Raw genomic sequence first — 24377 nt, forward strand, 5'->3', positions numbered from 1 at the left:
CTATAAGATTGATCAATTATGTTTTCATGATCAATATATTAAAAAACAGGAATGATAGATTTTTTAGTACATTATATTTGGTTAATACCTTTATATAGTTTATTGGGTGCGATTTTAAGTCTGCCTTGGGCTTTAGGTTTCATTCGTAAGACAGGACCACGCCCGGCAGCCTATATTAATATTTTCATGACATTTCTATCTTTTATCCATGATAGTTTTGTTGTTACTCATATTTGGCAAAAACCGGCTGAAAGTATTGTTTTTCCTTGGTTTAGCATTGCTGATTTAGATTTATCTTTCACTATCGAAATTTCTCCTGTCAGTGCGGTAGCATTACAATTAGTAACAAGTATTAGTCTTATTGCACAAGTATTTGCCCTAGGCTACATGGAAAAAGATTGGGCATTAGCTCGATTTTTTGGCTTAATGGGATTTTTTGAAGCAGCATTAGGTGGTATTGCTTTAAGTGATTCTCTATTACTTAGTTATGGTTTATTAGAATTACTTACTCTTTCTACTTATTTATTAGTCGGTTTTTGGTATGCACAACCTTTAGTTGTTACTGCCGCAAGGGATGCCTTTTTAACAAAAAGAGTAGGTGATATTCTTTTACTCATGGGTATTGTCGCACTTTCTAGCAACGGAGCTGGATTAAGTTTTTCACAACTCAAAAATTGGGCAGAAACTTCTCCTTTACCTGTTTTTACGGTAACTTTAATTGGTTTAGCCTTAATTGCGGGGCCTACCGGCAAATGTGCTCAATTTCCTTTAAATCTCTGGCTTGATGAGGGTATGGAAGGCCCCAATCCTGCTAGTATTATGCGTAATTCGATTGTTGTCTCTGCCGGTGCATATGTACTCATAAAATTAGAGCCAGTATTTACTCTTTCTCCTGTGGTGACAAATACTTTAATTGTAATCGGAGCGATTACCGCTATTGGTGGTTCATTAATTGCTTTAGCACAAATAGATCTCAAACGTACTTTGTGTCATTCTACCAGTGCTTATTTAGGCTTAGTATTTATCGCTGTGGGTATGGGGCACGTTGACATTGCTTTCCTGATATTATTTACTCATGGGGTGGCAAAGGCTTTATTATTTATGAGTGTTGGTTCTATCATTTTAACAACCAGTGGTCAAAATATCACAGAATTAGGTGGAATTTGGTCAAAAATGCCAGCAACGACTTTAGCTTATATGACGGGTAGTGCCGGAATTGTTGCTTTGTTACCGTTAGGAATGTTATTCACTTTTAGTCGTTGGTTTAATGGTAACTTAAACGTTACTTGGTGGTTATTGATAATTTTAATTATCGTTAATTTAGTCAATGCGGTAAATTTTACAAGAGTTTTCCGTTTAGTCTTTTTAGGTAAACCACAACCGAAAAGCAAACGAGCGCCTGAAGTGCCTTGGCAAATGGCTTTTCCTATGGTAACTTTAACTATCATCACCTTAGTTGCACCATTTGTACCTTTCAATTATTCTCTCTGGTTAAATTCAACTACTCCTATTCTCGATACTCAAGAGATGATCGCTAATTATGGTTTACCTTTAATTATGGCTTCGGGATTGATTGGTTGTCTTATTGGTGCTTTTATTCCTTTAAGAAGAGGTTGGAATCGCCCTGTTGAGAAGTCTATTCGTGTTATTCAAGATTTACTAGCTTACGATTTTTACCTTAATAAAATTTATCAGTTTACAGTGGTTGCTTTTGTCTCTAACTTAGCTAAATTTACCACATGGTGCGATCGCTATATAATAGATGGAGTCGTTAATCTTGTTAGTTTAGCGACTATTTTTAGTGGTAACTCTCTTAAATATAATACTTCTGGACAATCGCAATTTTATATTCTGACTATAGTCATCGGTATTAGTTTATTAATCTGGTTAATTTTAAGTGGACAATGGGAAAATCTTATCAACTATTGGTCATTTTAATCTTCATTCCTCATTCCTTATTACTGATTTTCAATTCTTAATTTTTGATTCTTCATTCCTCATTACTCATTAGTAAAAATGTTAAGTTTATTTATTTGGATACCTATAGTTGCTGCCATAATAATCTGTTTTTTACCTAGCTTTAAAAATACTTTAATTTATCGCAACATAGCTTTAACAATAGCAGGAATAACTTGTTTTATTACTATTATTTTAGGTTTAAATTTTCAAATCGACTTTTTAGGGTTACAATTTACTGAAAGTTTTGTTTGGTTAAGTTGGTTAGGCTTAAGCTATGACTTAGGAGTAGATGGCTTATCTTTTCCTCTTCTTTGTATTAATAGTTTATTAACCTTTATTTCTCTTTATATTACTCCAAAAGATATACAACGTCCTCGTTTTTATTACGGCATGATTTTGTTATTAAGTGGGGGGGTAGCAGGAGCATTTTTAGCACAAAATTTACTACTATTTTTCCTGTTTTATGAGATAGAAATTGTGCCTTTATATTTTCTTATTGCCGTCTGGGGGGGTGCAAAAAGAGGTTATGCTGCGATGAAATTTTTACTCTATACCGCCTTATCAGGATTTTTGGTCTTAATCTCCTTTTTAGGTTTAGTATGGTTAAGTGGCGAGGTAACTTTTGCATTTGAGCCCTTAAAATCCCATTCTTTGACAGTAAATAGCCAATTATTACTGTTAATCCCCCTTTTAATCGGTTTATTTATCAAAATTCCTATTTTTCCTTTCCATACTTGGCTACCTGATGCACACGTTGAAGCAAGTACTCCAGTATCAGTATTGTTAGCGGGAGTCTTACTGAAACTTGGCACTTACGGCTTATTACGCTTTGGTATCGGCTTTTTCCGAGATGCTTGGGTAATTTGTGCTCCTTATTTAGCTATTTTAGCAGGGATAAGTGCTTTATATGGTGCTACTTGTGCCATCGCCCAAAAAGATATGAAAAAAGTAGTAGCTTATTCATCTATTGCCCACATGGCTTATATTTTATTGGCGGCGGCGGCAACCACAAGACTAAGCATTAATGCTTCTATTTTGCAGATGATAAGTCACGGTTTAATCTCAGCAATGTTATTTATTCTTGTGGGAATCGTCTATAAAAAAACAGGCAGTCGAGACGTTAACTATTTAAGAGGTTTACTCAATCCAGAAAAAGGCTTACCTATTACGGGTAGTTTAATGATTGTAGCAGTAATGGCGAGTTCAGGGATTCCGGGCATGGTAGGTTTTATTTCTGAATTTCTTGTTTTTAGAGGCAGTTTTCCCATTTTTCCTATTCCTACTCTATTATGTTTAATTGGCACAGGATTAACAGCAGTTTACTTTTTATTAATGGTAAATAAAGTCTTTTTTGGGCGTTTAACTCCTGAATTAAGTGATTTACCTAAAGTTTTATGGAGTGAGAAAATACCAGCCTTATTCCTTGCTTTTTTAATAGTTATTTTTGGTTTACAGCCTCATTTAATTACTCGTTGGAGTGAAACTCAAGCCACTGTTATTTTATACGGTAATCAACAATTACTTAGTAATAAACAATAGTCTATAGGTAAATATATCATTAAACTATCACAAACGCCATATCTAACTGTCAGGTATCAGGTATCAAGTATCAGGTATCAGGTGTTAGGTAAAGATAAGGTAAAAAACTTATTCAAAAAGTTCTAAAATTTTTTAAAAACCGATATTAATTGATCTTTCTATTAGACACGAGTGCAAAATAAAAATTAAAATGTATTTGAGGTGAGAAATTATCAATTTTAATAACCATTGCAAGAGTGCAAAAGTGCATCGTTGCCTAACTTCTTCAAGAAGTCTATTCAATTTATGGTATTTTTTCTTGTTATCAGCCCCTATCACCCTATCTCCTTATCCCCCCTATCACCGTTATTTGATACTTTTCAAACATCCTCTGAGATATTTATTGTGAATAGTGAATAGTAAATAATTAATAGATTGTGAATAATCAATAGTTGATAGTGGTGAAATAGTTATCTTGCCAATAATTCCCGATTCCTGATTAGGCGGTTAGTGAAAAAGTTAACAAAAATTTTTATTTCTAATTCCTAATTCCTCATTTTTAATCAAAAAACTATAAAAATCGAGGGCTAAAGACATCATATACTGATAACAAAATGGGTAGTTTTAGCAATTTGTATTAAAAAATTTGATTTGTTTTTTCTCGCAAAGACGCAAAGACGCAAAGATAATTCAAGTATTTGTATTAATAATCAAATCTTCTTGTAAGAGGCTAAACCAGCATCAATACCTTGATTTTTGATTTCTGATAACTATTACCTCTTTGCTACCCTTATCACTCATACTTTTTCATCACACCCTAATTATACAATTTCGATCGCCATTTATTCAATGTTTGTTCGCCAATAGTTGATACCGTTTCTAACTCAGCAATACGAGATTCTAAGTGATTAATCGTAACTTTTTGTTGCTGATTAATAGCTATTAATTTACCTGTGATAGCTTGTTGACTATTTTCAATATGTGAGCGAATTTGGTTTTTTTCTAATTCTAATTTTTCAATAGTTTCTTGTTGACTATTTATTTGTTTTTCTAATTGATTAATAATATTTTTTTGTTGAGTTAATTCCTGATTAAGAGAATCAATAGCATGATTTTTAACTGTTAATTCCTGATTCAAAGAATCAATAGCATGATTTTTAACCGTTAATTCCTGATTCAAAGAATCAATAGCATGATTTTTAACCGTTAATTCCTGATTCAAAGAATCAATAGCATGATTTTTAACCGTTAATTCCTGATTCAAAGAATCAATAGCATGATTTTTAACCGTTAATTCCTGATTCAAAGAATCAATAGCATGATTTTTAACCGTTAATTCCTGATTAAGAGAATCAATAGTCTGATTTTTAACAATTAATTCTGATTGTAAATTATTATATTTAACTTGAACTTCTTCAGTCTGCTTATTAAGATCATTTAGTTGATTTTGTAATGATTCATTGTTATTATTATATTCTGATATTTGTTGTTCAAAATTAGTAAGTTTTTGACTCAATTCTTCAATTACTGTATTTTTATTACCTAACAATTGATTTAACTCATCTTCTTTAATTTTAAAAGTAGAATTTAGTTCATCTAATTGTTGTTTAAATTCCGTTAATTTTTCCTCTTTTTCTCTTAAATTTTCTTCCAGAGATATTAATTTGTTATTCTCTTTTTTTTCTATCTGTTTTAACTCAGATTCTAAAGACTTAAAGTTGGCTAATTGTGCTTCTAATTCTTGACTAAGAAATTCATTAGTTTGATGTTTTTCTCTTACTAATTTTTCTTGTTTAGCAACTTCTTTTTCTAAATTTTCAATATGCTGTTTTTGTCGCTCTAATTCTTCACTAATCGCATTATTGGCACTCTCATTTTTGGTGTTATTATCTTCTTGAGAAATACTATTATCGACATTATTGTCTCTTAATTCACTGGTATCTCCCGTAATTGTTACTACCTGATTTGCTTGATGACTAGAAATGGAAATACTACCACTTAAAATACTCTCAAATAAAGCTGATTTAGTTAAACCCGTTTGTTTGCTAATTGTCTCTAAGGTTTCCGTTGCTTTAGTGGTAAGAGATAAATTTACTTTTGATTTAGGATTACCTAAACCGATACCAGTGCCAGTTTTTTTTCTAGTCATACAAATATTAACCCTTTGAAAATATGATCTTATTTTATATATTCAGATTATGGTATTATAGATTACTTTTTTTTGACTGAAAATGCAATAAAACTTTATAGATTATTTGATATGACTCTTTTATTTCAAATTGTCTTTATCTAACGCTAATTGACAGTTTTTAATAGTTAGGGCGATCGCCATATCTAATTCAGCAAGATAATGAATTGGTAATCCGTTCAATTTTTCTTGATGTATAGTTACATTAGATGAGGTAATGCGTAAAATCCAATCAATTTTTCTTAGGGGTTGAGATGATTTTATTGTCAAGGATGATTGATTATTATATAATCTTACCCCAGTAGCTCTATCAGCCCTGTCATCACTACCAGAAGATGATATAGTTGCTTGTTTTTGAGAATATTGGGCTATTTTCTGAATAAATAAATCAACAATATCCCCTAAAACAGAAAGATTAATCATCACAACTTCAATGGTAGAATTATTAATAATATTAGTAAATAAATCATTAATATTCTCTTGTCCTTCATCATTATTTTCTGAGGATAAAATATAACAACTATGAATTTTTTGTCCTTGAGAAATAAGAGAATTAATAGTTAAAATACTTAAATCAATACTATCAGAAATAATTGCTAAATTACTCTCTGAATTTAATTCTAAAATAGATTTATTAACTTCTTTAACAGTTGAATAATTTTGTTGGTGCAATGTATTAATTATTGAAGAAATTTGAGGAGTTTCTCGAGTCAGAGACTTAAGTAAGTAAGGATGACGATTCAAAGCATAATCATTTACTCGAATTTTACCATCTAAAGCCATTACTTCACCATTGGCGTTAATAGCTAAAGGATTAATTTCAATAATATCAAGATCATGAGTGATAAATAAATCATACATTTTTTCAATGATTTTACTCACAGAAGCCATCGCTTTTCCCGTCAACCCCATTTGTTTAACTAAACGACGGGCATAAAAAGGCGAAAATTCTTCTTCAATAACACAAGTTTGTAAATTATCTAGCAGTATTTCAATATTAATACCGCCATAGGATGAACCTAATAAAACAGTTTTTTTTAAGGCATAATCAAGCATAATAGCCAAAAAGAATTCATTTTCCGCATCATAACGAGCCTCTGCTAAAATTACCTTGGGATATTCTCCTTCAATAGGCAAATTAAAGATAGATTGAGAAGCCGCAATAGCATCGATAGTATTTTCTACAAATTTAACGCCTCCAACTTTTGCCCTACCACTAGCCAAGACTTGAGATTTTAAAACAATAGGGTAAGGGATATGTAAATTTTTTAATTCACTGGCAGAAGAAATGGATTGAGAAGGTAAAATGGGGATACCAACTTGCTCAAATAATTGTTTTGCTTGATATTCTAATAAATCCATAATAGTGAATAGTTGATAGTGAATAGTAATTAAGTAATAAATAGTAAATAGTTGATAATTTTATTTCTCCTAATTCCTCATTATTTAACAGCCTAAATCAACGGCGATACGATGGGCGCAACTAAAACCAGAAAAAGCTACAGCATTTAAACCTTGTCCAGGAAATGTACTATCACCGACACAATATAAGTTCTTGATGGCAGTGCGATTAAAAGGCATTGATAATAAACCCTTAAGACGTTTAGCAGGAATAGGTCCATATGTACCATTAATTCGCCCTAAAAAGCGTCGGTGAGTGCGAGGAGTGCCTATTTCCATATAATCTAAACCAGTATCTAATCCCGGGAAAATTTTCTCTAAACGTTGGATTAAATATCCAGCGGCTTCTTCTTTTTTATATTCATATTGTTGAGTTGATAAATTTTCCCAATATTCCATTGAGCTAGGAGAAAAGGCGTGAATGATATGATAACCATTAGGTGCTAAACTTGGATCGAGTAGGGTGGGAATCGAGACAAAAATTGTACCCTGTTCGGCTTCTAAGTTATTCCATTTTTCTAAAATAATATGGTGACATTCAGGATTATTCGCTAAAACTTGGGCTTCTACTCCTAAATGTAGGCTTAAAAAACTAGGAGATTGACGATAATTTTTCTGCCATTTTATTTCTGCTTTTGGCTTTTTATTCTTCTCTATCAATTTATCAAAAGTATCCCATCGGGTAGCATTAGAGACGATTTTTTGAGCAAAATATTCATTGCCGTCAGCTAATTTGACTCCTATGGCTTGATTATTTTTGATGATAATTTCTTTCACTCTTGCTTGGTAGTGAATTTCACCACCTATTTTTTCCAATCCTTCTGCTAATTTTTCGGCTATTTTACCAACTCCTCCCTTAGGATAGTTGATTCCACCGTAATGGCGATCGGAAAATACCATTCCAGCGTTAATCATGGGGGTAAAATCTGCTGGTACAACTGACCAACAATAACACTCCATATCAATAAATTTGAGCAATTCAGGATTTTTAATATATTTACGGGCAACATCACCCACATTTAAAGGTAAATATTTGAGCAATCCAAGACAGGATAACGGATGTTGAAAAAATACACGGGTTAAATAACCAATTTCCTCAAGGGAAAGTAATTCCATCGAATTGAGACAGTTAAATACTTGCCAACACTCATCATAAAAACTTTTGATGCCTTTTTTTTCTTCAGGGAAACGGTTATATAATTCTTGTAAAAATTTATTATAATCTCGATGGACTTTGAGATCTAGCTTATTCGGTAAATGATAATGAATTTGTACAGGATCTGGTATAGTTTCCATAGTCATATTTACTGCCGATAAGGCACGGGTTAGTAAATTAGTTGTACCTTTTTCGCCGAATCCGAAAATCATGGAAGCACCAACATCGAAACGATAACCTTCCCTTTCAAAATAACCAGCACTACCACCCGGAATCAGATAGCTTTCTAAGACTAATACCTTGATTCCTTTGGCAGCTAATTGAGTTGCTGTGACTAAACCGCCAATACCAGAACCAATTACAATAACATCATACTGACTCATAATCTCGATCTTTGATTTACCTAAAATCTCGCTTATATAAGTTTAGCCTTTAGTTGCTCTAAAAAAAATTGGTTTATTTTTAACGGCATTAGAGAAACTATCCTTTATTCCCTAAAATCGTGACTAAGAACCTTTAAAATAGGCTTAATTGCCCTTCTCCTTTCAATTTCCAATGGTTTTCTCCTACTCTCTCCCCTATATCTTCTAAGACGGTTAAAATTGTCTGATTTTCCGGTGTTGTACCATTTTTTAATAAGGGTAAAATATATAACACAATTTCATCAAAAGTGGTAGTTTTATTCTCCCTTTCCATGCGTCTTAAATAGCTGATTAAATAGTATTTAATTCTCAATTTTACGTCTATATGTGACTTGAATTTAGTATCTTTTTTTAGAGTAAATAATTCCGTCTTTTCATCATAATCAAAGTTATCTAATAATATCGGTGTTAAGTCTGAATATTCTTTTTTCAATAAATCTAAAAACCCCAATTCTAAGCCTTTAATAATCAATTCATCGTTAATTTGCTCAAGGGTAGCACCATCATTTTTTGCAATTACACCCTCGATCGTCTGAATCACAATTTCTGCTATATCCATCCCTAAATTAGCTTTCATAATCGCTTTAGGAGTACGAACTTTACAAAAATTAATAATCAGTTGCCCTGATAACACAGTAAAAGGATTTTGACGTTTTTTGAAGCTAGTTTGTCCATTTTTTTGAGCTACTGCCCCCTTATACTCAAAACCGCAACTCTCCGCCGTATCGATGATTAAATGCCAAAATTCGGGATCTTTATGGGCGAATACAAACGACAACCACCTGTCAAATTTTAATACTCGATACATTTCCTTAATACTTTGGGCGATTAATTGATTATATTCATCTTTGGTTTTTTTATTTTCTCCTCCTTCAATTGCTTCTAAATTATAGTCATTTTCTGTTACTTCTAAATCAAGCCAAGCATTCCACATAATCGACAAATCGAGGTAAGGAATTTTTTTGCCGTAGGGTGGATCGGTGTAAATATAATCTATACTTTCATTAGGGATAAAACTTAAATTTGTTGCGGATGCTTTGAGAATTTGAGCCTTAGAAATGGTGTTTTCATTAATAAAATATTCCATCTCTTTTTTTGCATTCAACAACTTTTTATATTTAGTTTCAAAAGACTTAATTAAGTTTAAATCAATATCATTTTTAGCAACTCGATAACGATAGTATGCAAAAACGGCTGAATTTCCTGCATTTTCATCTCTTGAACTAGAATTATGATAGGTTTTATTAATTTTAGTAATTGTACTAGAAAAAGCTAACATTAAAGAATTTCTAATATTTTTATCTTTCTCCTTTTTAATGATAGATTTTAAGAAAGCTAATTGAGCTAATTGTTTATCACTAAATAAATTTTCTATGGTATCAACATCCGAACCTTTAGGCAACTTTAAACCCTTAGGATAAGGATATTTTTTAAGAGCTTTTTTGATGTCATCTTCGGTGGTAGGTTCATTTTTTTGATAAGCTAATTTTACCCGATTAAAAGCCTCATTTAACTCATCAAAATTAACAGGAGAAATGAGGGAATTAACCATAAAAATTGCCAGAGGATTAATGTCAATACTGATGGCTTTGCGATTATTCATTAAAGCCTCAATGGCGGTGACACCACTACCACCAAAAGGATCAAGAATAGTATCATGAGGTTGACTAAAATTTTTGATATATTCTGCCACCACATTCCACACTTGTTTAGTAAAATAACCATGCACCCCAAAATGTCTTTTAGCGGCTTGTTTTTTCGGGATAATTTCAGCTAATAAAGGGCGATTTAGATAATCAAATTGACTCACCAAAAAATCCTTTGCACCCTTCTTTGCGACTTTGCGACTTTGCGTGAGAAAATAACCCTCATCATAAGCAAAAGCCTTACCAACTTGAAAACTATTTAAAGACAAAAATTGAGCTAATTGTTCATAATAATAATTGATTTCAGCGAGGGAAAAATATAAAATAGGGGTATCATTACCAGAGGTTTTAAACAAACTAAATTCAATGCCGTTACAGAGAGCAAAATAATTACTTCTCACTTCGGGATGAGTAGCATAACAGTAAACTTGCTCAATGTGATCCCCTTCTTTAATATTCTCATTTGGTGCTTTGGCATCCAATACCCAAGGGTAATTATTTTCGATTTTTAAGAGATAATCAGGTATTAAATTAATTTTGCGTTTTTTACTACCAATTTTGAGGAAAGGGTGCTGTAAAGTTTTACTACGAACAATATTTGTTTCGGTATAACCAAGAATTTTTAAAAGGGGTAAAATAACCACTTCTCTAACACTATCTTCTTTAAAGTCGGGATTATGTTTAAGGGTATTAAAGTCAATTTCTGAGAAAATATTAACCATCTTTTTATCAATAAATTAGTGTTGTTTTATAAACTCACTATTAGATAAGCATCCTGAAATTTTGCACTTTTGACAGATTGCCCTTTTAACGGTGATGGTAAGAATATATTACGACGTTGATCACCTGCGGAAATAGTTATTTCAGGGCCAGATTGACTTAATTTTACCTGTTTTTTATCAAATCCCGGCAAAAAGATTCTCACTTCTCGGTTATTGGTATCAATAGTTAAAGGTTTTGGTGCTTTTAGGGCTTGTTTTTGAAAATCTGGTAAAGCAGAAGATAATTCTTCTAAATTATTTGATTCTATATTGGGAATAGAATTGATCGTTAAAAGATTAAAAGCCGTTTCTATTTCTGGGGTAATTTCCCGTTGATTAAGTAAAACACCGCCCACGGTTAAGCCAATTTGTTGAGCACTTCCCCACCAATATCTAGCAGTAGCGATGGCTTCTGGGGTAGAATTAGTCACCAAAAAAGCGGATAAACGACTCGGATCATTGACAGCATTTTTACCTTGATCTAAAATCTGATTAACTTCATTACTAGGTTGCTGTGCAAAATTATCAGCACTCCAAGAAACATTTAAGACGGCACTGGTAACAGGTTGCACAAAAGGCGACAAAGTTTTGACAATATCTGAGTTTTCCAGTAAATTGCGCATTCTTCGAATATACCAACTTAAAGTTTCTGGAATACCAAACATTCTTACAACATTAAGACTACTTTTGCCATCATAAACAATAACATCATATTTGCCACTTTGATCCTGTTCTCGGAGATAATTTAAAGTTAAAGCATCATCCATACCGGGTAATATTGCTAATTCTTGGGCAAAAATATTATTTAGTACAGGCGATCGCAAATATTTTGTTTCTAATTTTTTTAATTCTTCCCAACTATTTTCTAATAATTGACTACTTTGTAACTGAATTGCGTCTAAATTAGAACTAATTTGGGTAATAGTGGATTTTACATCAACTCCAATTTGTAAAAGAAAAGAAGGAGTAGAATCTTGCACTACCAATAAAACTTTTTTGCCTAAGATAGCGTATTTTTGAGCGGCGGCAATAGCTGTTGTGGTGCAACCAATACCACCTTTACCTAAGAATGTGAGTATAAAAGCCATATTATAAAAATTAGAATGAGTATTTTTTAAAATTCTATCTTGAATTAGGAACTAGAATAACTTTGAAAGAATATCTAATATCAAGTTCGGATAATAACTTATAATAAAACTTGGCGTCTTTCTTTGCGTCTTTGCGTCTTTGCGAGAAAATTTACTATGATTATTTAATCGAACCTGATATAATATATAAAATCCAAAAACATTGCTTTCCCACATTAATAGATTTGCGATCGCCAGTACTAAAAAAATAAATTATTGTTGCCAACCTAAACGAGTGGGTTGTTGATAGATTTTTTTGAGAGTATTTATATCTTGGGGGGAAATAGTCGGAATTTGTTTTGTATGAGAATAATACATTATATCAGTCTCATTTAAACTGTGTCCCCAAATACCTAGAGCATGACCTAATTCGTGGGTAATATTAGTTACTAAATAGTCAAAAGTTTGATGAGGATTAACTTCTATCGTCATTCGATGGCGTAATTGAGGAGGGTTAGTTTCTGTAACATAAAACTTAACCGTAGTGGTAGCGGCTTTTGCCCTTGGCAAGTTATATAATCCTGTTTTAGGGTTAATTTCGGCTTTAAATTCAGGATAACGACGATAAATGAGAATATCGGCTTTTTCGGGAGAATCCACTTCTATTAAAGGTAAGTAAGGATTCCAGACTGTGATAGCCATTGTCACTGCTTTTTGCCATTGTTCAAACTCAGTTAAACCTGCTGGAGATAAATTAGTATCAGGAGATTGTAAATAAACTTTAACAGGAAAATTTGACCAGATTAAATAACCGGCTAAATGAGGCTCAATTTGACTAAAATAATCTTCTTGATTATCAGAAATCCAATTTTGTAAAGAAAGGGGTAAAGGATGAATTTTTAAAGGTGGTAAATCACTATCTTTCCCATTAACAGAATGACTGAAAATCAATATGATTAAACTTGCTAAAAAGAAAAGCAAAAAAATATTAAATTTGATTTTAATTGACTTTTTAATAAGTATCCACTCCTATTTCTAATTTTTAATTCCTCATTCCTCATTCCTCATTCCTAATTATTTAACCAACCTGCACTTAAAACAACCGTTAAACTGATAAAAGTGAGACTTAAAATCCATGTAACTCGGTTAAGAGTTGCTTCTGCACTTTTAGTACTAGAAAAAAGTTGAGCTTGTCCGCCAATACCGCCTAATCCATCACCTTTAGGAGAGTGTAACAAGACTAGAACTATTAATAATGCACAAGAAGCCACCCAAATAATTTGTACTAATTGATAAACGGTCATAATTAACAAAATATAAAAATTTAACTAACCTATTATATCCATAATTAAACCGAGATACTGACAGGAGTCCGATTTTGTTTGACTTGATACTCTGATTTTTGAATTAAAGATTCTCCAGTCATTTCTTTAGGTTTAGGTAACTGTAAAATTTCGAGAATTGTAGGAGCAATATCTGCTAATTTACCATTTTCTCGCAATTGCACATTACCACCATGACCAACTATTTTACATCCTTCACCTTCAATTAAAATAAACGGTACTTTATTTGTGGTATGTGCAGTCCAAGGGTTGCCGTTTTCATCCTTCATATATTCTGCATTACCATGATCGGCAGTGATAATAGCTGTACCACCTACTTGATTAATCGCCGATAATAATTTACCTACACAAATATCTACTATTTCAATCGCTTCTTTTGCTTTATCTAATTTACCAGTATGCCCTACCATATCAGGATTGGCATAATTGATTACTATAAAAGAGTAAATACCTTTAGAAATAGCTTTAGAAGCTACCTTCGTTAATTCGTAAGCCGACATGGCGGGAGCTTTATCATAGGTTGTAACCATGGGGCTTTGTACTAATTCTCTATCTTCTCCTTCTAATGGTTGCTCTAAACCACCGTTAAAAAAATAAGTAACATGAGGATATTTTTCAGTTTCGGAAGTCCGAAATTGTTTTAATCCAGCATTGGCGATAACTTCTCCCAGAATGTTCGTGAGTTGTTGAGGTTCAAAAGCTACTTTTACCGGTAAATTGGGATCATATTGGGTAAAAGTAACAAAACTGAGGTTATCAATTTTCTCTCGCTTAAAGCTATTAAAATCATCCATAGTGAAAGCAGAACAGATTTGTCTAGCTCGATCTGGACGAAAATTATAAAAAATAATGGCATCTCCTGGGGTAACAGCACCTTCAGTTATACGAGTTGGTTCAATAAATTCATCCGTTAAATTTTGTTGATAAAAATCTTCCATAACTTCCACGGCACTTCTACCGTCTCCAGTGCCTTCTGTGGTATATAAATCATAGGCTTTTTTTATTCTATCCCAACGGCGATCTCGATCCATAGCGTAATAACGACCACAAACTGTAACAATTTTACCAATACCAATTTTTTTTATATGTTCTTCAATAGCTTTCACATAGTTTACCCCAGCATTAGTATTAGTGTCTCTACCGTCAGCGATAAAGTGTACACAAACTTCAGAAACACCCTGTAATTTAGCTAAATCAAGTAAACCAAGCAAATGATCTATATGAGAATGGACACCACCATCAGAACATAATCCCATTAAATGCAACTTACCTTTTGATTCAATGAGATTATGACATATTTCTTCTAATACTGGGTTGGTAAAAATTGAGCCATCTTCTACAGCATCAGAAATTCTGACTAATTCTTGAGGCACTACTCGTCCTGCACCTAAATTCAAATGCCCTACTTCTGAATTACCCATTTGTCCATTAGGTAATCCAACGGCTTTCCCAGATGCGTTGATAAGGGTATAAGGATAGACTTTTTGTAAACTATCCATTACAGGGGTATTTGCTAAGGCGATGGCATTATCTCTTGTCTCTTCCCTATAACCCCAACCATCAAGACTTACTAACACAACGGGGGCAACTTGTTTTTGATACATAATCTTTGACTGCTAATAATTTAGAGCTGAATATTAGTATTTTACCTATATTTAACGAAGATCTTGCACCTATTTACTCCCGTTAAAGCAAATAATTTTGTATTGACGTGAATATTAGACAGGTAGCAGGTTCTACCGTTTCGCGTCATATTCCAATAGAAATAGTGAGGATGAAATTGATATTTTTATTTATAGATAAAGATAAATGTGATGTTATACTAGGTTGTATAAAAGTTACAGCAACTAGAAAAGGCTAAATAATTCGATAAGAAGTTTCAACCCTTTCCAAAGCAATTGCTCATAGACAGTTAATTTTGCACTGGTACTTAATTGCTCATTCCTCATAAAATAGTAAAATAGTAAAAGATAAAGTTTAAGATTAAAAATCTAATTAAAATTTACCAAAAACAGTTATAATATAGTACACTTAGGGCAATTTGTGGATGAAAAACGGAAAAATAAGAATATACGATTTATCAAAAGAGCTTGGGTTGGATAACAAGGACGTATTAGATATATGTACCGAGTTATCCATTGATGTGAAAAATCATAGCAGTACTATAACTGAAACTCAAGCCGAAAATATCAAAGAAGCAGCCAAAAACCATCATATGACATCTGCCAATCACCAAGTCAAAAAAAATATCAATAAAGAAACAAAAAATTCTCCCACGCCAGACTTGAAACCAAAAAATAAAAAACCAGAAATACTTGCTATATACGCAAGTAATGTGAGTGAAGCGTCTAACTCCGAGGCATTAAAAGAAAGTCCTACTCTTTTAAGTCCTCCCCGTCCTCAGATGCCTACATCTTCCGAAGCTAATAGTTCTAGTCCTGTAAAAGTAACAGAAACAACAGCAGTTACTCCTCCTAAAGAACTCAAAGGGCCACCACCACGACCTCAAATTAATAAGGGAAATAAACCAGCAGCTAAATCGATTCCCATTACTCATATTGATAAATCCAAGGAAAATAATAGCAAAAAATTATCTTTACCTATTTCGGAAAAAAATTCTTCTTTAAACTCATCTTCTAGTAATGAAGATAAACGACCAAAACCGAAAATTAATAATAAAACGAAAATTAACACCTCTCGTCGCTTTAAAAATGGTCAACGTCGTCAAGAAGGGGAAGAAAATGTAGAAATTAGAGATCAAGAATCAACTTTAAAGCCCGTCAAAAAACCTCTAACCATTAGAGAAGAAAATATGGCGGCAATAGAAAATAAATCAACACCTAAACCAAAATTACATCGACCACCTCAACGACCAGTTGCCGTTATTGAACCAGATTTAGATCTCGATGATGATTTAGAAGATAAATCTCTCACTGTAGATGATGATTTTGAACCAGAACCCATTATACTACTGGAAAAACCCACAAGAACTAAACAAAAACCGAAAAAACTTTTAAATAAAAGTGAAGAGGCAACTTGGGAAGATGATGATGATTCTAAAGAAGGTAAAAAAGCAGTAAAAAAACGTCGCTCTTTACTTATTGATGACGATGATGATGATTTTAATGAGGATTTTGAAGAAGATGATTTTGACAGTGAAATGCTCAATTTAGCATTAGCTCGTCCTGACAAACCCCTCAGTGAACAACCTAAGCCCCCTGAAAAAAATCGTTTTCCTCGAAGACAAAAACCAAAATTTGATAAAACTGAACAGAGGCAAGATAAAAAAGTCAAATCCGATAAAGAACAACTACCGGAATTTATTGTTCTCAGGCAGAATCCTACTTTAAGAGATTTAGCCGAATTACTCAATACTCCTGACACAGAAATTATTAAACTACTCTTCTTTAAAGGTATTGCGGTTAATATTACTGAAACTCTCGATATTGAAATTGCCAAAATGGTAGCTTCTGATTTAGGGGTAGAAATAATCACGGAAGAAGAAAAAGCCAGTGCGGTTAAAACTGAAATGATTATGGAAACAGATCTTGATAAATTACAACATCGTCCTCCAGTTGTAACAATCATGGGACACGTTGATCACGGAAAAACAACTCTGTTAGACTCTATTAGGAATACAAAAGTAGTTCAAGGAGAAGCAGGAGGAATTACTCAACATATCGGTGCTTATCATGTGGATGTTGAGCATGAAGGTAAAACTCAACAAATCGTCTTCCTTGATACTCCGGGTCACGAAGCCTTTACAGCAATGCGCGCTCGAGGAGCAAAAGTCACTGATATAGCTGTATTAGTAGTAGCCGCCGATGATGGGGTTAGACCTCAAACGAAAGAGGCTATTAGTCATGCTAGAGCCGCAAAAGTACCTATTGTTGTCGCTATTAACAAAATTGATAAAGCTGACGCTAATCCTGATCGTGTTAAACAAGAATTAGTTGATTTACAGTTAGTGCCTGAAGATTGGGGCGGTGATACTGTGATGGTTCCAGTGAGTGCTTTAAACGGTCAAAATTTAGATAATCTTTTAGAAATGATTGTCTTAGTGTCGGAAATGGAAGAACTTTCGGCAAACCCCGATCGTCCCGCTAAAGGTACGGTTATTGAAGCACATCTAGATCGTGCTAGAGGCCCTGTGGCTACTTTATTAGTTCAAAATGGAACTTTAAGAGTTGGAGACATTATTGTAGCTGGTTCTGTATCTGGAAAAATTCGAGCTATGATTGATGATCGTGGAAATAAAGTAGAAGCTGCCACTCCTTCTTTTGCTGTCGAAATTTTAGGCTTAAATGAAGTTCCCGCAGCCGGTGATGAGTTTGATGTTTATAAAAATGAGAAAGAAGCTAAAGCGATCGCTGAAAATCGTGCCTCAGAGCAAAGAGATACCCGTTTACAACAAGCAATGTCTTCTCGTCGGGTAACATTAAGTACTTTATCAGCTCAAGCACAACAAGGAGAATTAAAAGAACTCAATCTCATTCTTAAAGCCGATGTACAAGGATCTGTAGAAGCAATACTCGGATCATTAAAACAACTACCACAAAAAGAAGTTCAAATTCGAGTTTTATTATCCACAGCCGGAGAAATAACGGAAACAGACGTTGACTTAGCCGCTGCTAGTGGTGCTATTATACTAGGATTCAATACAACTTTAGCACCGAATGCCCGTCAAGCTGCCGAACAAGAAGGGGTAGATATTCGGGAATATAATGTAATTTATAAATTGCTCGATGAAATTGAAGGAGCGATGGAGGGATTACTAGATCCTGAAGAAGTAGAAGAAAGTCTTGGTACGGCCCAAGTACGCGCGGTATTCTCTGTGGGTAAAGGGGCTGTAGCTGGTTGTTATGTGACATCAGGGAAAGTGCTTAGAAATCGCTTTATTCGAGTGTTACGCAATAATCAAATTATTTACAGTGGCAATTTGGACTCTCTCCGTCGTGTAAAAGATGACGTAAAAGAAGTCGCGGCTGGTTTTGAGTGCGGTATCGCCATCAATAAATGTAATGAATGGCAAGGGGGTGATAATATTGAAGCCTACGAAATGGTATTCAAACGTCGTACTTTAACTCAGTAATAATTAAGTAATAAGTAATAAGTAATAAGTAATAAGTAATAAGTACAAGACTTGAGGTTAAACTTATATACTTTGATTTTTTGTAATTATTTATTAAATTTAATTCCGTTGTCTCCCTCACTTTTTTCCTGCAAAATTATCAATTTTATTTATTTCTGATAAAGTCTAATAAACGTAGCATTGAAATTAGAATCCTTTACCTTTAAAGTTAAATAGCAGTTTAATTCTCCTCAGAATAATTGATGAAAAGACCGATCGCAATTGATTTATTTTCTGGATGTGGTGGAATGTCTTTAGGTTTAGAAGCATCAGGATTTGATGTTGCCGTAGCCCTAGAATTTGATGCCATTCATGCTTTAATTCATCATCTCAATTTTCCCTACACTACCACTATTTGTGAAGATATAAACAACTTAAAAACTGATTATTTTAAAAATATTCTTAAACAAAAAGGAGTTGATTATGATATTGATTTAATTGCAGGTGGTCCTCCCTGTCAAGGTTTTTCTTTAATGGGAAAAAGACAATTAGATGATCCTCGTAATTCTTTGGTTTTTGAATATTTTAGAGTAATAAAAGACTTAAAACCGAAATATTTTATCTTTGAAAATGTACCCGGTATTGCAGTAGGAAAACATCAACAATTTTTAGAAGAATTAATTACAGAATTTGAAAATTTTGGTTTTCCCATCGCTAAACCCGTTAAAATCCTTGATGCTAGTCTTTTTGGTGCACCCCAAAAACGAAAACGCTTAATTCTCATGGGTAGTCGTCATGATGTCAAACCTGTTAGTTATCCCCTCGAAACTCAAGAGTTGAATAATGTAGAAAGTGCGATCGCTGATTTAAGTTTAATTCCAGCATTTATGGGGGAAAATCAGGGTATAGACTTAAAAAAACTGGATTATTCAGGATTTAGGCGTAATTTTGCCTTAAATTCTCAAGGTATCTATAAATTATGTCATCATCGACAACGTGATTATTTTATTTACAATCATGTAGGCTCTAATCACACAGAAAAATCTATAGGGCGTTTTCAAGCAACTTCCCAAGGAGAAATAGAAAAAACCAGTCGTTTCTTGAAACTTTCACCTACAGGATTATGTAATACACTTAGAGCAGGAACGGCTAGAGATAAAGGTGCATATACCGCCGCCCGTCCAATTCACTACCAACAACCTAGATGTATTACAGTAAGAGAAGCTGCTCGATTGCACACATTTCCTGATTGGTTTTTATTTCATGAGACAATTTGGCATGGTTTTAGAGAAATTGGCAACGCAGTAATTCCCATATTAGCTAAAGCTATTGGAGATGAAATAATTAAAGTTTTAGAAGTGGATATTAACCAATTAGAAATTAGAAAATTAGAAAAAATTGATCTAAAATTTATGGAATTTAATATGGATAAAGCATCGAGTTATTGGAATATTAAAAATGATATAATTCCCAAAAGAAAAAGATTAGACATGAGCTTATTATGAGTAAATATGATGATATTATAGAGAAGGTTTTTTTCAATAATTATCGAGAAGGAGATCAAAAAGTATCCTTTGATAGAGATGAATTAGTTCAAGCCTTTGATGTCCTTAAAATTAACAGGATAAAAAACTTAGGTGATATTCCTTATACTTATCGATTTAGAAGGGATTTACCTGTTACTATCAAAAATAAAGCACCTGAAAATAGTGATTGGATTATCATTGGCACTGGTAGAGGCTCATATGAATTTCGACAAGCAACTCCGGGAAAAATTGAGCCTAGTCACAATAGACAATTAATCAAAATACTAGATGCTACACCTGAAATAGTAAAACGTTATGCACCGGGTATGGATGAACAAGCGTTATTAACAAAAGTTCGATACAATCGTTTAATCGACTTATTTACAGGCTTAACTTGTTATTCTATTCAAAATCACTTACGAACATCTATTGATACGATAGGGCAAATAAAAATAGATGAAATTTACTTAGGAATAAATAAAAGAGGAACTCATTTTGTTTTGCCTTGTCAAGCTAAATCACCGGGTGATAGTTTTGGTATTGTTCAAGTTATGCAAGATATTGAGTTTTGTAAGATTCGTTATCCCAATACAATTTATAAACCGATTGCTTTACAATTTTTAACAGAAAATAATGTTGCTATTTTAGAATTATCTGTAGAAGAAGATAAGGATAAATTTTCGTTATCTGTTGTAGAAGAAAAACACTATAAATTAGTAAGTAAAAATGATATTTCTGATCAAGAAATTAAAAATATTTGTGATCAAGAATAAAATTAATGAGTTTACATAAGGAGAAAGTACGGAAATTAACCTTAAAAGAATGTTATCGTTTAATGGGTTTTTCTGATGATTTTAAATTAATTGGAAGTAAAGGAAAACTTTATAATCGAGTGGGAAATTCCATCGTTATTCCCATGGTTGAAGAAATAGCTAAACAAGTCAAAGAACAATTATTTAATGCAAATTATGCTTTAAAATATCCATTAAAACCAAAACAAATGTCTTTATTAGATTTAGATTTATTATGTACTTAATAATGTATAAAAAAAGGTAGCTCAATTAAAAATAAAAAAAGAAATTCACCCAAATAATTTTAGAAATACTATATCAATAAAATATGTTAAAAATAATCAAAAAAATTGCCTCGATGGTGACTCGTGATGGGGTTAAGCTAATTGCCGATATTTATCGCCCTGTCACAACAGAAAAGTTACCCGTATTATTGATGCGTCAACCTTAAGGAAAAGCTATCGCTTCAACGGTAGTTTATGCACATGCAAAATGGTATGCCCGTCAAGGTTACATTGTTGTCATTCAAGATGTTAGAGGCAGAGGTGATTCTGAGGGAGAATTTAAGTTATTTGAGTCGGAAATTAATGACGGTTATGATACTCTCGATTGGGTGGCAAATTTAGAGGGATGTAACGGCAAAGTCGGAATGTACGGTTTTTCTTATCAAGGTATGACTCAATTATATTGTGCTATTAGTCAACATTCGGCATTAAAAACTATTTGCCCTGCCATGATTGCCTATGATTTATACTCAGATTGGGCTTATGAAAATGATGCTTTTTGCTATGAGTTAAATTTGGCATGGGCGATACAATTATCGGCAGAAACAGCACGATTAAAAGAAGATTTAACTGCTTATAAAATTCTCTATTTAGCTAGTCGTAATTTACCTTTATATGACATACCCATTATCTTAGAAGAAGTTTTAAGAAAATATTGTCCTAGTAATTTTTATTATCAGTGGTTAACTCATCCTAAAAATAGCGATTATTGGCAAAATTTATCTCCAAAAACTTACTTTCAAAATGTTGATTTACCTATGCTTCATATTGGCGGTTGGTTTGATACTTATTTACGAGGTACATTAAATTTATATCAAGAAATGAGAAAAAAAACTAAGTTTCAACAAAGTTTAATTATCGGGGCTTGGAGTCATCTTCCTTGGGGAAATACTTTAGGCGATCGCTCTTATACTAAAAAAGCGAATAATAATGTTAATGAACATCAAATTTTATGGTTTAATAAATATTTAAAAGGTATTAAAAATAGTAAATTATTTGAGCAAAATATTCAAGTTTTTCAAATGGGTAGTAACCAATGGATTAAGTTAGATAGTTTTAAGAGTAAAAAACCAATAGAATTTTATTTAAAGAGTACTGGATTAGCTAATATTCGAGATGATGATGGTAAATTAATAACTAAAAATAATAAAAATATTTCTCAACAAGAAGATATAATTATTCATGATTTTTGGCGATCGCCTCAGAGTTTAGGAGGCCATAACAGTATATCAGCAGGAAGTTTTGAAAGAGCAAAATTAGATAATCGAAGCGATATTATTACTTATACATCCGATTTTTTTACAGAAGATTTAGAGATAATTGGAGATATAGTATTAGAAATTTATGCGGAAGCTGATAGTGAAAGTTTTGATTTATGTGCTATTACTTCTCAAGTATTTCCTGATGGTAAAGTTTATAATTTTAGTCAGGGTTATATCAAAGTTAAGGAAAATAACTCCTCTCAAGCAATTAAATTTAAACTACAATCAACTTGTATAAAAATTGAAAAAAATACTGCCATAAGATTAAGTATTAGTTGTGCCAATTTTCCTGCTTATGGAGTTAATTTAGGGAAAAATGAACCACAATCATCCCATTTATCCTTAAATAATAACCCCATAACTATTAGTATTTTTTCAGGAAATAAAACTCTTTCTAAAATTATCTTTAATATACTTTAATATAATAAAATAGTATCTTTTTCATGTTTGTTACTTAATTTTTAATTACTTCTCAGTCTCTGTTTCTGTTTCACTTTTTTCTAAATAAAACTCGTTAAATTTTTCTTCTCCAATTACTATCTCTTGAAATTTTAATTGTCCTTCTACAGAAATGCGATCGCCAATTTTAGGAATATTACCTTGAGTAACAACCCAGATAGAACCTGTTTGATCTTTAATTTCAAAACCTTTGCGATCAAGTAACGGTATAATATTTTGACAAATACCCTCTATTTTAATGATTTCCGTTGTCTTATTCTGATTTTGAATTTTACTAATGTCGATAACTTCAGGAGAAGCCAAGCCTGATTTAATTAAAGATGTACAACCAGCTATTCCCCAAAAAAAAAAGATAAAGAGAATAAACTAAGAGATTTTAGTGGTAATTTCATAAAAATTCATTAAATAAACGATATTTTTTCACTACTTGCTTTTATAATCCTTTGAAGTATGTGTTAAATTTGATTTTTAATAACTAATAGTAACATGGTCGCTCAGATTTTAGACGGTAAAAATTTAGCCAAAAAAATTCAATCTCGTTTGCAAGTCGCAATTAAAGAAAAAATATCAGCCAAAAAACGCCCTCCAGGATTAGCGGTATTAATGGTGTGAGATAATCCAGCTAGTGCAGTTTATGTCCATAATAAAGAAAAATCTTGTCAAAAAATTGGCATGACATCTTTTGGTAAACATTTTCCTGCCAATACAACCCCAGAAGAATTAATTGCTGTCATTAAACAATTGAATAAAGATCCCCATGTTGATGGTATTTTAGTACAATTACCCTTACCTAATCATTTTGACTCCGTAGCATTATTACATACGATCGCACCCGAAAAAGATGCCGATGGACTTCACCCTACCAACTTAGGTAAATTAGTAAGAGGGGAAAAAGGCTTAAGAAGTTGCACTCCTGCAGGAATCATGGAAATTTTCAAAGAATATAATATCGAATTAGCAGGAAAAAAAGCCGTTGTGGTAGGTAGAAGTATTTTAGTGGGGAAACCAATTGCTTTAATGTTACTAGAAGAAAATGCCACTGTGACGATCGCCCATTCAAAAACCCCTAACTTACAAGAAGTAACCAGAGAAGCTGACATCTTAATCGCCGCCGTAGGTAAACCACAAATGATTACTGCCGATATGGTAAAACCCAACGCCGTAGTCATTGACGTAGGTATCAATCGCTTAGAAACTCCCGACGGAAAAGGGCGTTTAGTGGGGGATGTTGTTTATGATGAAGTAAAACAAATCGCTAGTTATATTACTCCTGTACCCGGAGGCGTAGGACCCATGACAGTAGCTATGTTGCTACAAAATACTTATGAAAGTTATTTGACACTCCCATGCCGTTGATGCGATGGGATTCTTGGTTCAATGAGGTTGCTTACTTAAAACAGGTATCGCTACCAATCAAAATAGAGGCATCCTCTCCCCAAGCGTTTATTGTCTTAAAGACAAAAGTTCCCGTATGCCCTACGGTACTTAGAGCCTTTTTCAAAATGTTGATAGCGGCATTTATA

The 24377-nt window shown here is 32.8% G+C and carries 15 protein-coding genes and 2 pseudogenes; 8 read left to right on the forward strand and 9 right to left on the reverse strand.

The annotated features are described in order from the left end of the window. Window positions 1-51: 51 nt before the first annotated feature. Together FWJ34_RS08235 and FWJ34_RS08240 are read left to right on the forward strand one after the other, a co-directional pair. Window positions 52-1938: an NAD(P)H-quinone oxidoreductase subunit F gene (locus FWJ34_RS08235; protein WP_308254843.1), complete on the forward strand. Its 1887-nt coding sequence runs from the start codon at window positions 52-54 to the stop codon at window positions 1936-1938. Between the two features lie 78 nt (window positions 1939-2016). Further along, entirely contained in the window at window positions 2017-3498 is a 1482-nt protein-coding gene (locus tag FWJ34_RS08240) for an NADH-quinone oxidoreductase subunit M (protein ID WP_308254844.1), read from the forward strand. A 796-nt stretch (window positions 3499-4294) separates the two neighbouring features. On the opposite strand, the gene FWJ34_RS08245 is transcribed toward FWJ34_RS08240, so the two are convergent. The 8 genes from FWJ34_RS08245 to gpmI all read right to left on the reverse strand — a co-directional run bounded on the left by FWJ34_RS08245 (window position 4295) and on the right by gpmI (window position 15065). After that, the gene (locus tag FWJ34_RS08245; RefSeq protein ID WP_308254845.1) at window positions 4295-5626 is read right to left on the reverse strand and encodes a hypothetical protein; all 1332 of its coding nucleotides are present in this window, start codon (window positions 5624-5626) and stop codon (window positions 4295-4297) included. Window positions 5627-5746: 120 nt separating this feature from the next. Then, window positions 5747-7027, reverse strand: coding sequence for an ATP-grasp domain-containing protein (locus tag FWJ34_RS08250; RefSeq protein WP_308254846.1), 1281 nt, complete (start codon window positions 7025-7027; stop codon window positions 5747-5749). 84 nt (window positions 7028-7111) lie between these two features. Further along, entirely contained in the window at window positions 7112-8608 is a 1497-nt protein-coding gene (gene crtH / locus FWJ34_RS08255; RefSeq protein WP_308254857.1) for a carotenoid isomerase, read from the reverse strand. 130 nt (window positions 8609-8738) lie between these two features. Then, window positions 8739-11012 carry a DNA methyltransferase gene (locus FWJ34_RS08260; RefSeq protein WP_308254847.1) on the reverse strand — a complete coding sequence of 758 codons (2274 nt, stop codon included), beginning with the start codon at window positions 11010-11012 and terminating at the stop codon, window positions 8739-8741. A 26-nt stretch (window positions 11013-11038) separates the two neighbouring features. Beyond that, window positions 11039-12139 (reverse strand): ArsA family ATPase, encoded by a 1101-nt coding sequence (locus FWJ34_RS08265; RefSeq protein WP_308254848.1) that lies wholly within the window; start codon window positions 12137-12139, stop codon window positions 11039-11041. 252 nt (window positions 12140-12391) lie between these two features. Further along, the gene (locus tag FWJ34_RS08270) at window positions 12392-13099 is read right to left on the reverse strand and encodes a matrixin family metalloprotease (protein ID WP_308254849.1); all 708 of its coding nucleotides are present in this window, start codon (window positions 13097-13099) and stop codon (window positions 12392-12394) included. A gap of 89 nt (window positions 13100-13188) precedes the next feature. Beyond that, on the reverse strand, window positions 13189-13422 hold the full coding sequence (secG, locus tag FWJ34_RS08275) for a preprotein translocase subunit SecG (protein WP_308254850.1): 234 nt from the start codon (window positions 13420-13422) through the stop codon (window positions 13189-13191). Between the two features lie 44 nt (window positions 13423-13466). Further along, complete coding sequence (gene gpmI, locus FWJ34_RS08280) at window positions 13467-15065, reverse strand: 2,3-bisphosphoglycerate-independent phosphoglycerate mutase (RefSeq protein WP_308254851.1); 1599 nt, start codon at window positions 15063-15065, stop codon at window positions 13467-13469. 443 nt (window positions 15066-15508) lie between these two features. On the opposite strand from gpmI, the gene infB reads away from it, so the two are divergent. From infB to FWJ34_RS08305, 5 genes and pseudogenes are all read left to right on the forward strand, one after another. Beyond that, complete coding sequence (infB, locus tag FWJ34_RS08285; RefSeq protein ID WP_308254852.1) at window positions 15509-18553, forward strand: translation initiation factor IF-2; 3045 nt, start codon at window positions 15509-15511, stop codon at window positions 18551-18553. Between the two features lie 239 nt (window positions 18554-18792). Continuing rightward, window positions 18793-20037 (forward strand): DNA cytosine methyltransferase, encoded by a 1245-nt coding sequence (locus tag FWJ34_RS08290; RefSeq protein WP_308254853.1) that lies wholly within the window; start codon window positions 18793-18795, stop codon window positions 20035-20037. Further along, window positions 20034-20831: an endonuclease gene (locus tag FWJ34_RS08295; protein WP_308254854.1), complete on the forward strand. Its 798-nt coding sequence runs from the start codon at window positions 20034-20036 to the stop codon at window positions 20829-20831. Before FWJ34_RS08290 ends, FWJ34_RS08295 begins: the two co-directional genes overlap by 4 nt. A gap of 5 nt (window positions 20832-20836) precedes the next feature. Further along, window positions 20837-21094 carry a DNA cytosine methyltransferase gene (locus FWJ34_RS08300; RefSeq protein WP_308254855.1) on the forward strand — a complete coding sequence of 86 codons (258 nt, stop codon included), beginning with the start codon at window positions 20837-20839 and terminating at the stop codon, window positions 21092-21094. An 83-nt stretch (window positions 21095-21177) separates the two neighbouring features. Continuing rightward, window positions 21178-22815, forward strand: a pseudogene (locus FWJ34_RS08305) (CocE/NonD family hydrolase). Window positions 22816-22860: 45 nt separating this feature from the next. Here FWJ34_RS08305 and FWJ34_RS08310 read toward each other — a convergent pair. Beyond that, window positions 22861-23157 carry a hypothetical protein gene (locus FWJ34_RS08310; protein WP_308254856.1) on the reverse strand — a complete coding sequence of 99 codons (297 nt, stop codon included), beginning with the start codon at window positions 23155-23157 and terminating at the stop codon, window positions 22861-22863. Between the two features lie 183 nt (window positions 23158-23340). Between FWJ34_RS08310 and folD the strand changes: the two are divergent. After that, window positions 23341-24210 (forward strand): annotated as a pseudogene (folD, locus tag FWJ34_RS08315) (bifunctional methylenetetrahydrofolate dehydrogenase/methenyltetrahydrofolate cyclohydrolase FolD). Window positions 24211-24377 lie beyond the last annotated feature (167 nt).

This window comes from Geminocystis sp. GBBB08 (assembly GCF_016743215.1).
Taxonomy (GTDB): Bacteria; Cyanobacteriota; Cyanobacteriia; order Cyanobacteriales; family Cyanobacteriaceae; genus Geminocystis.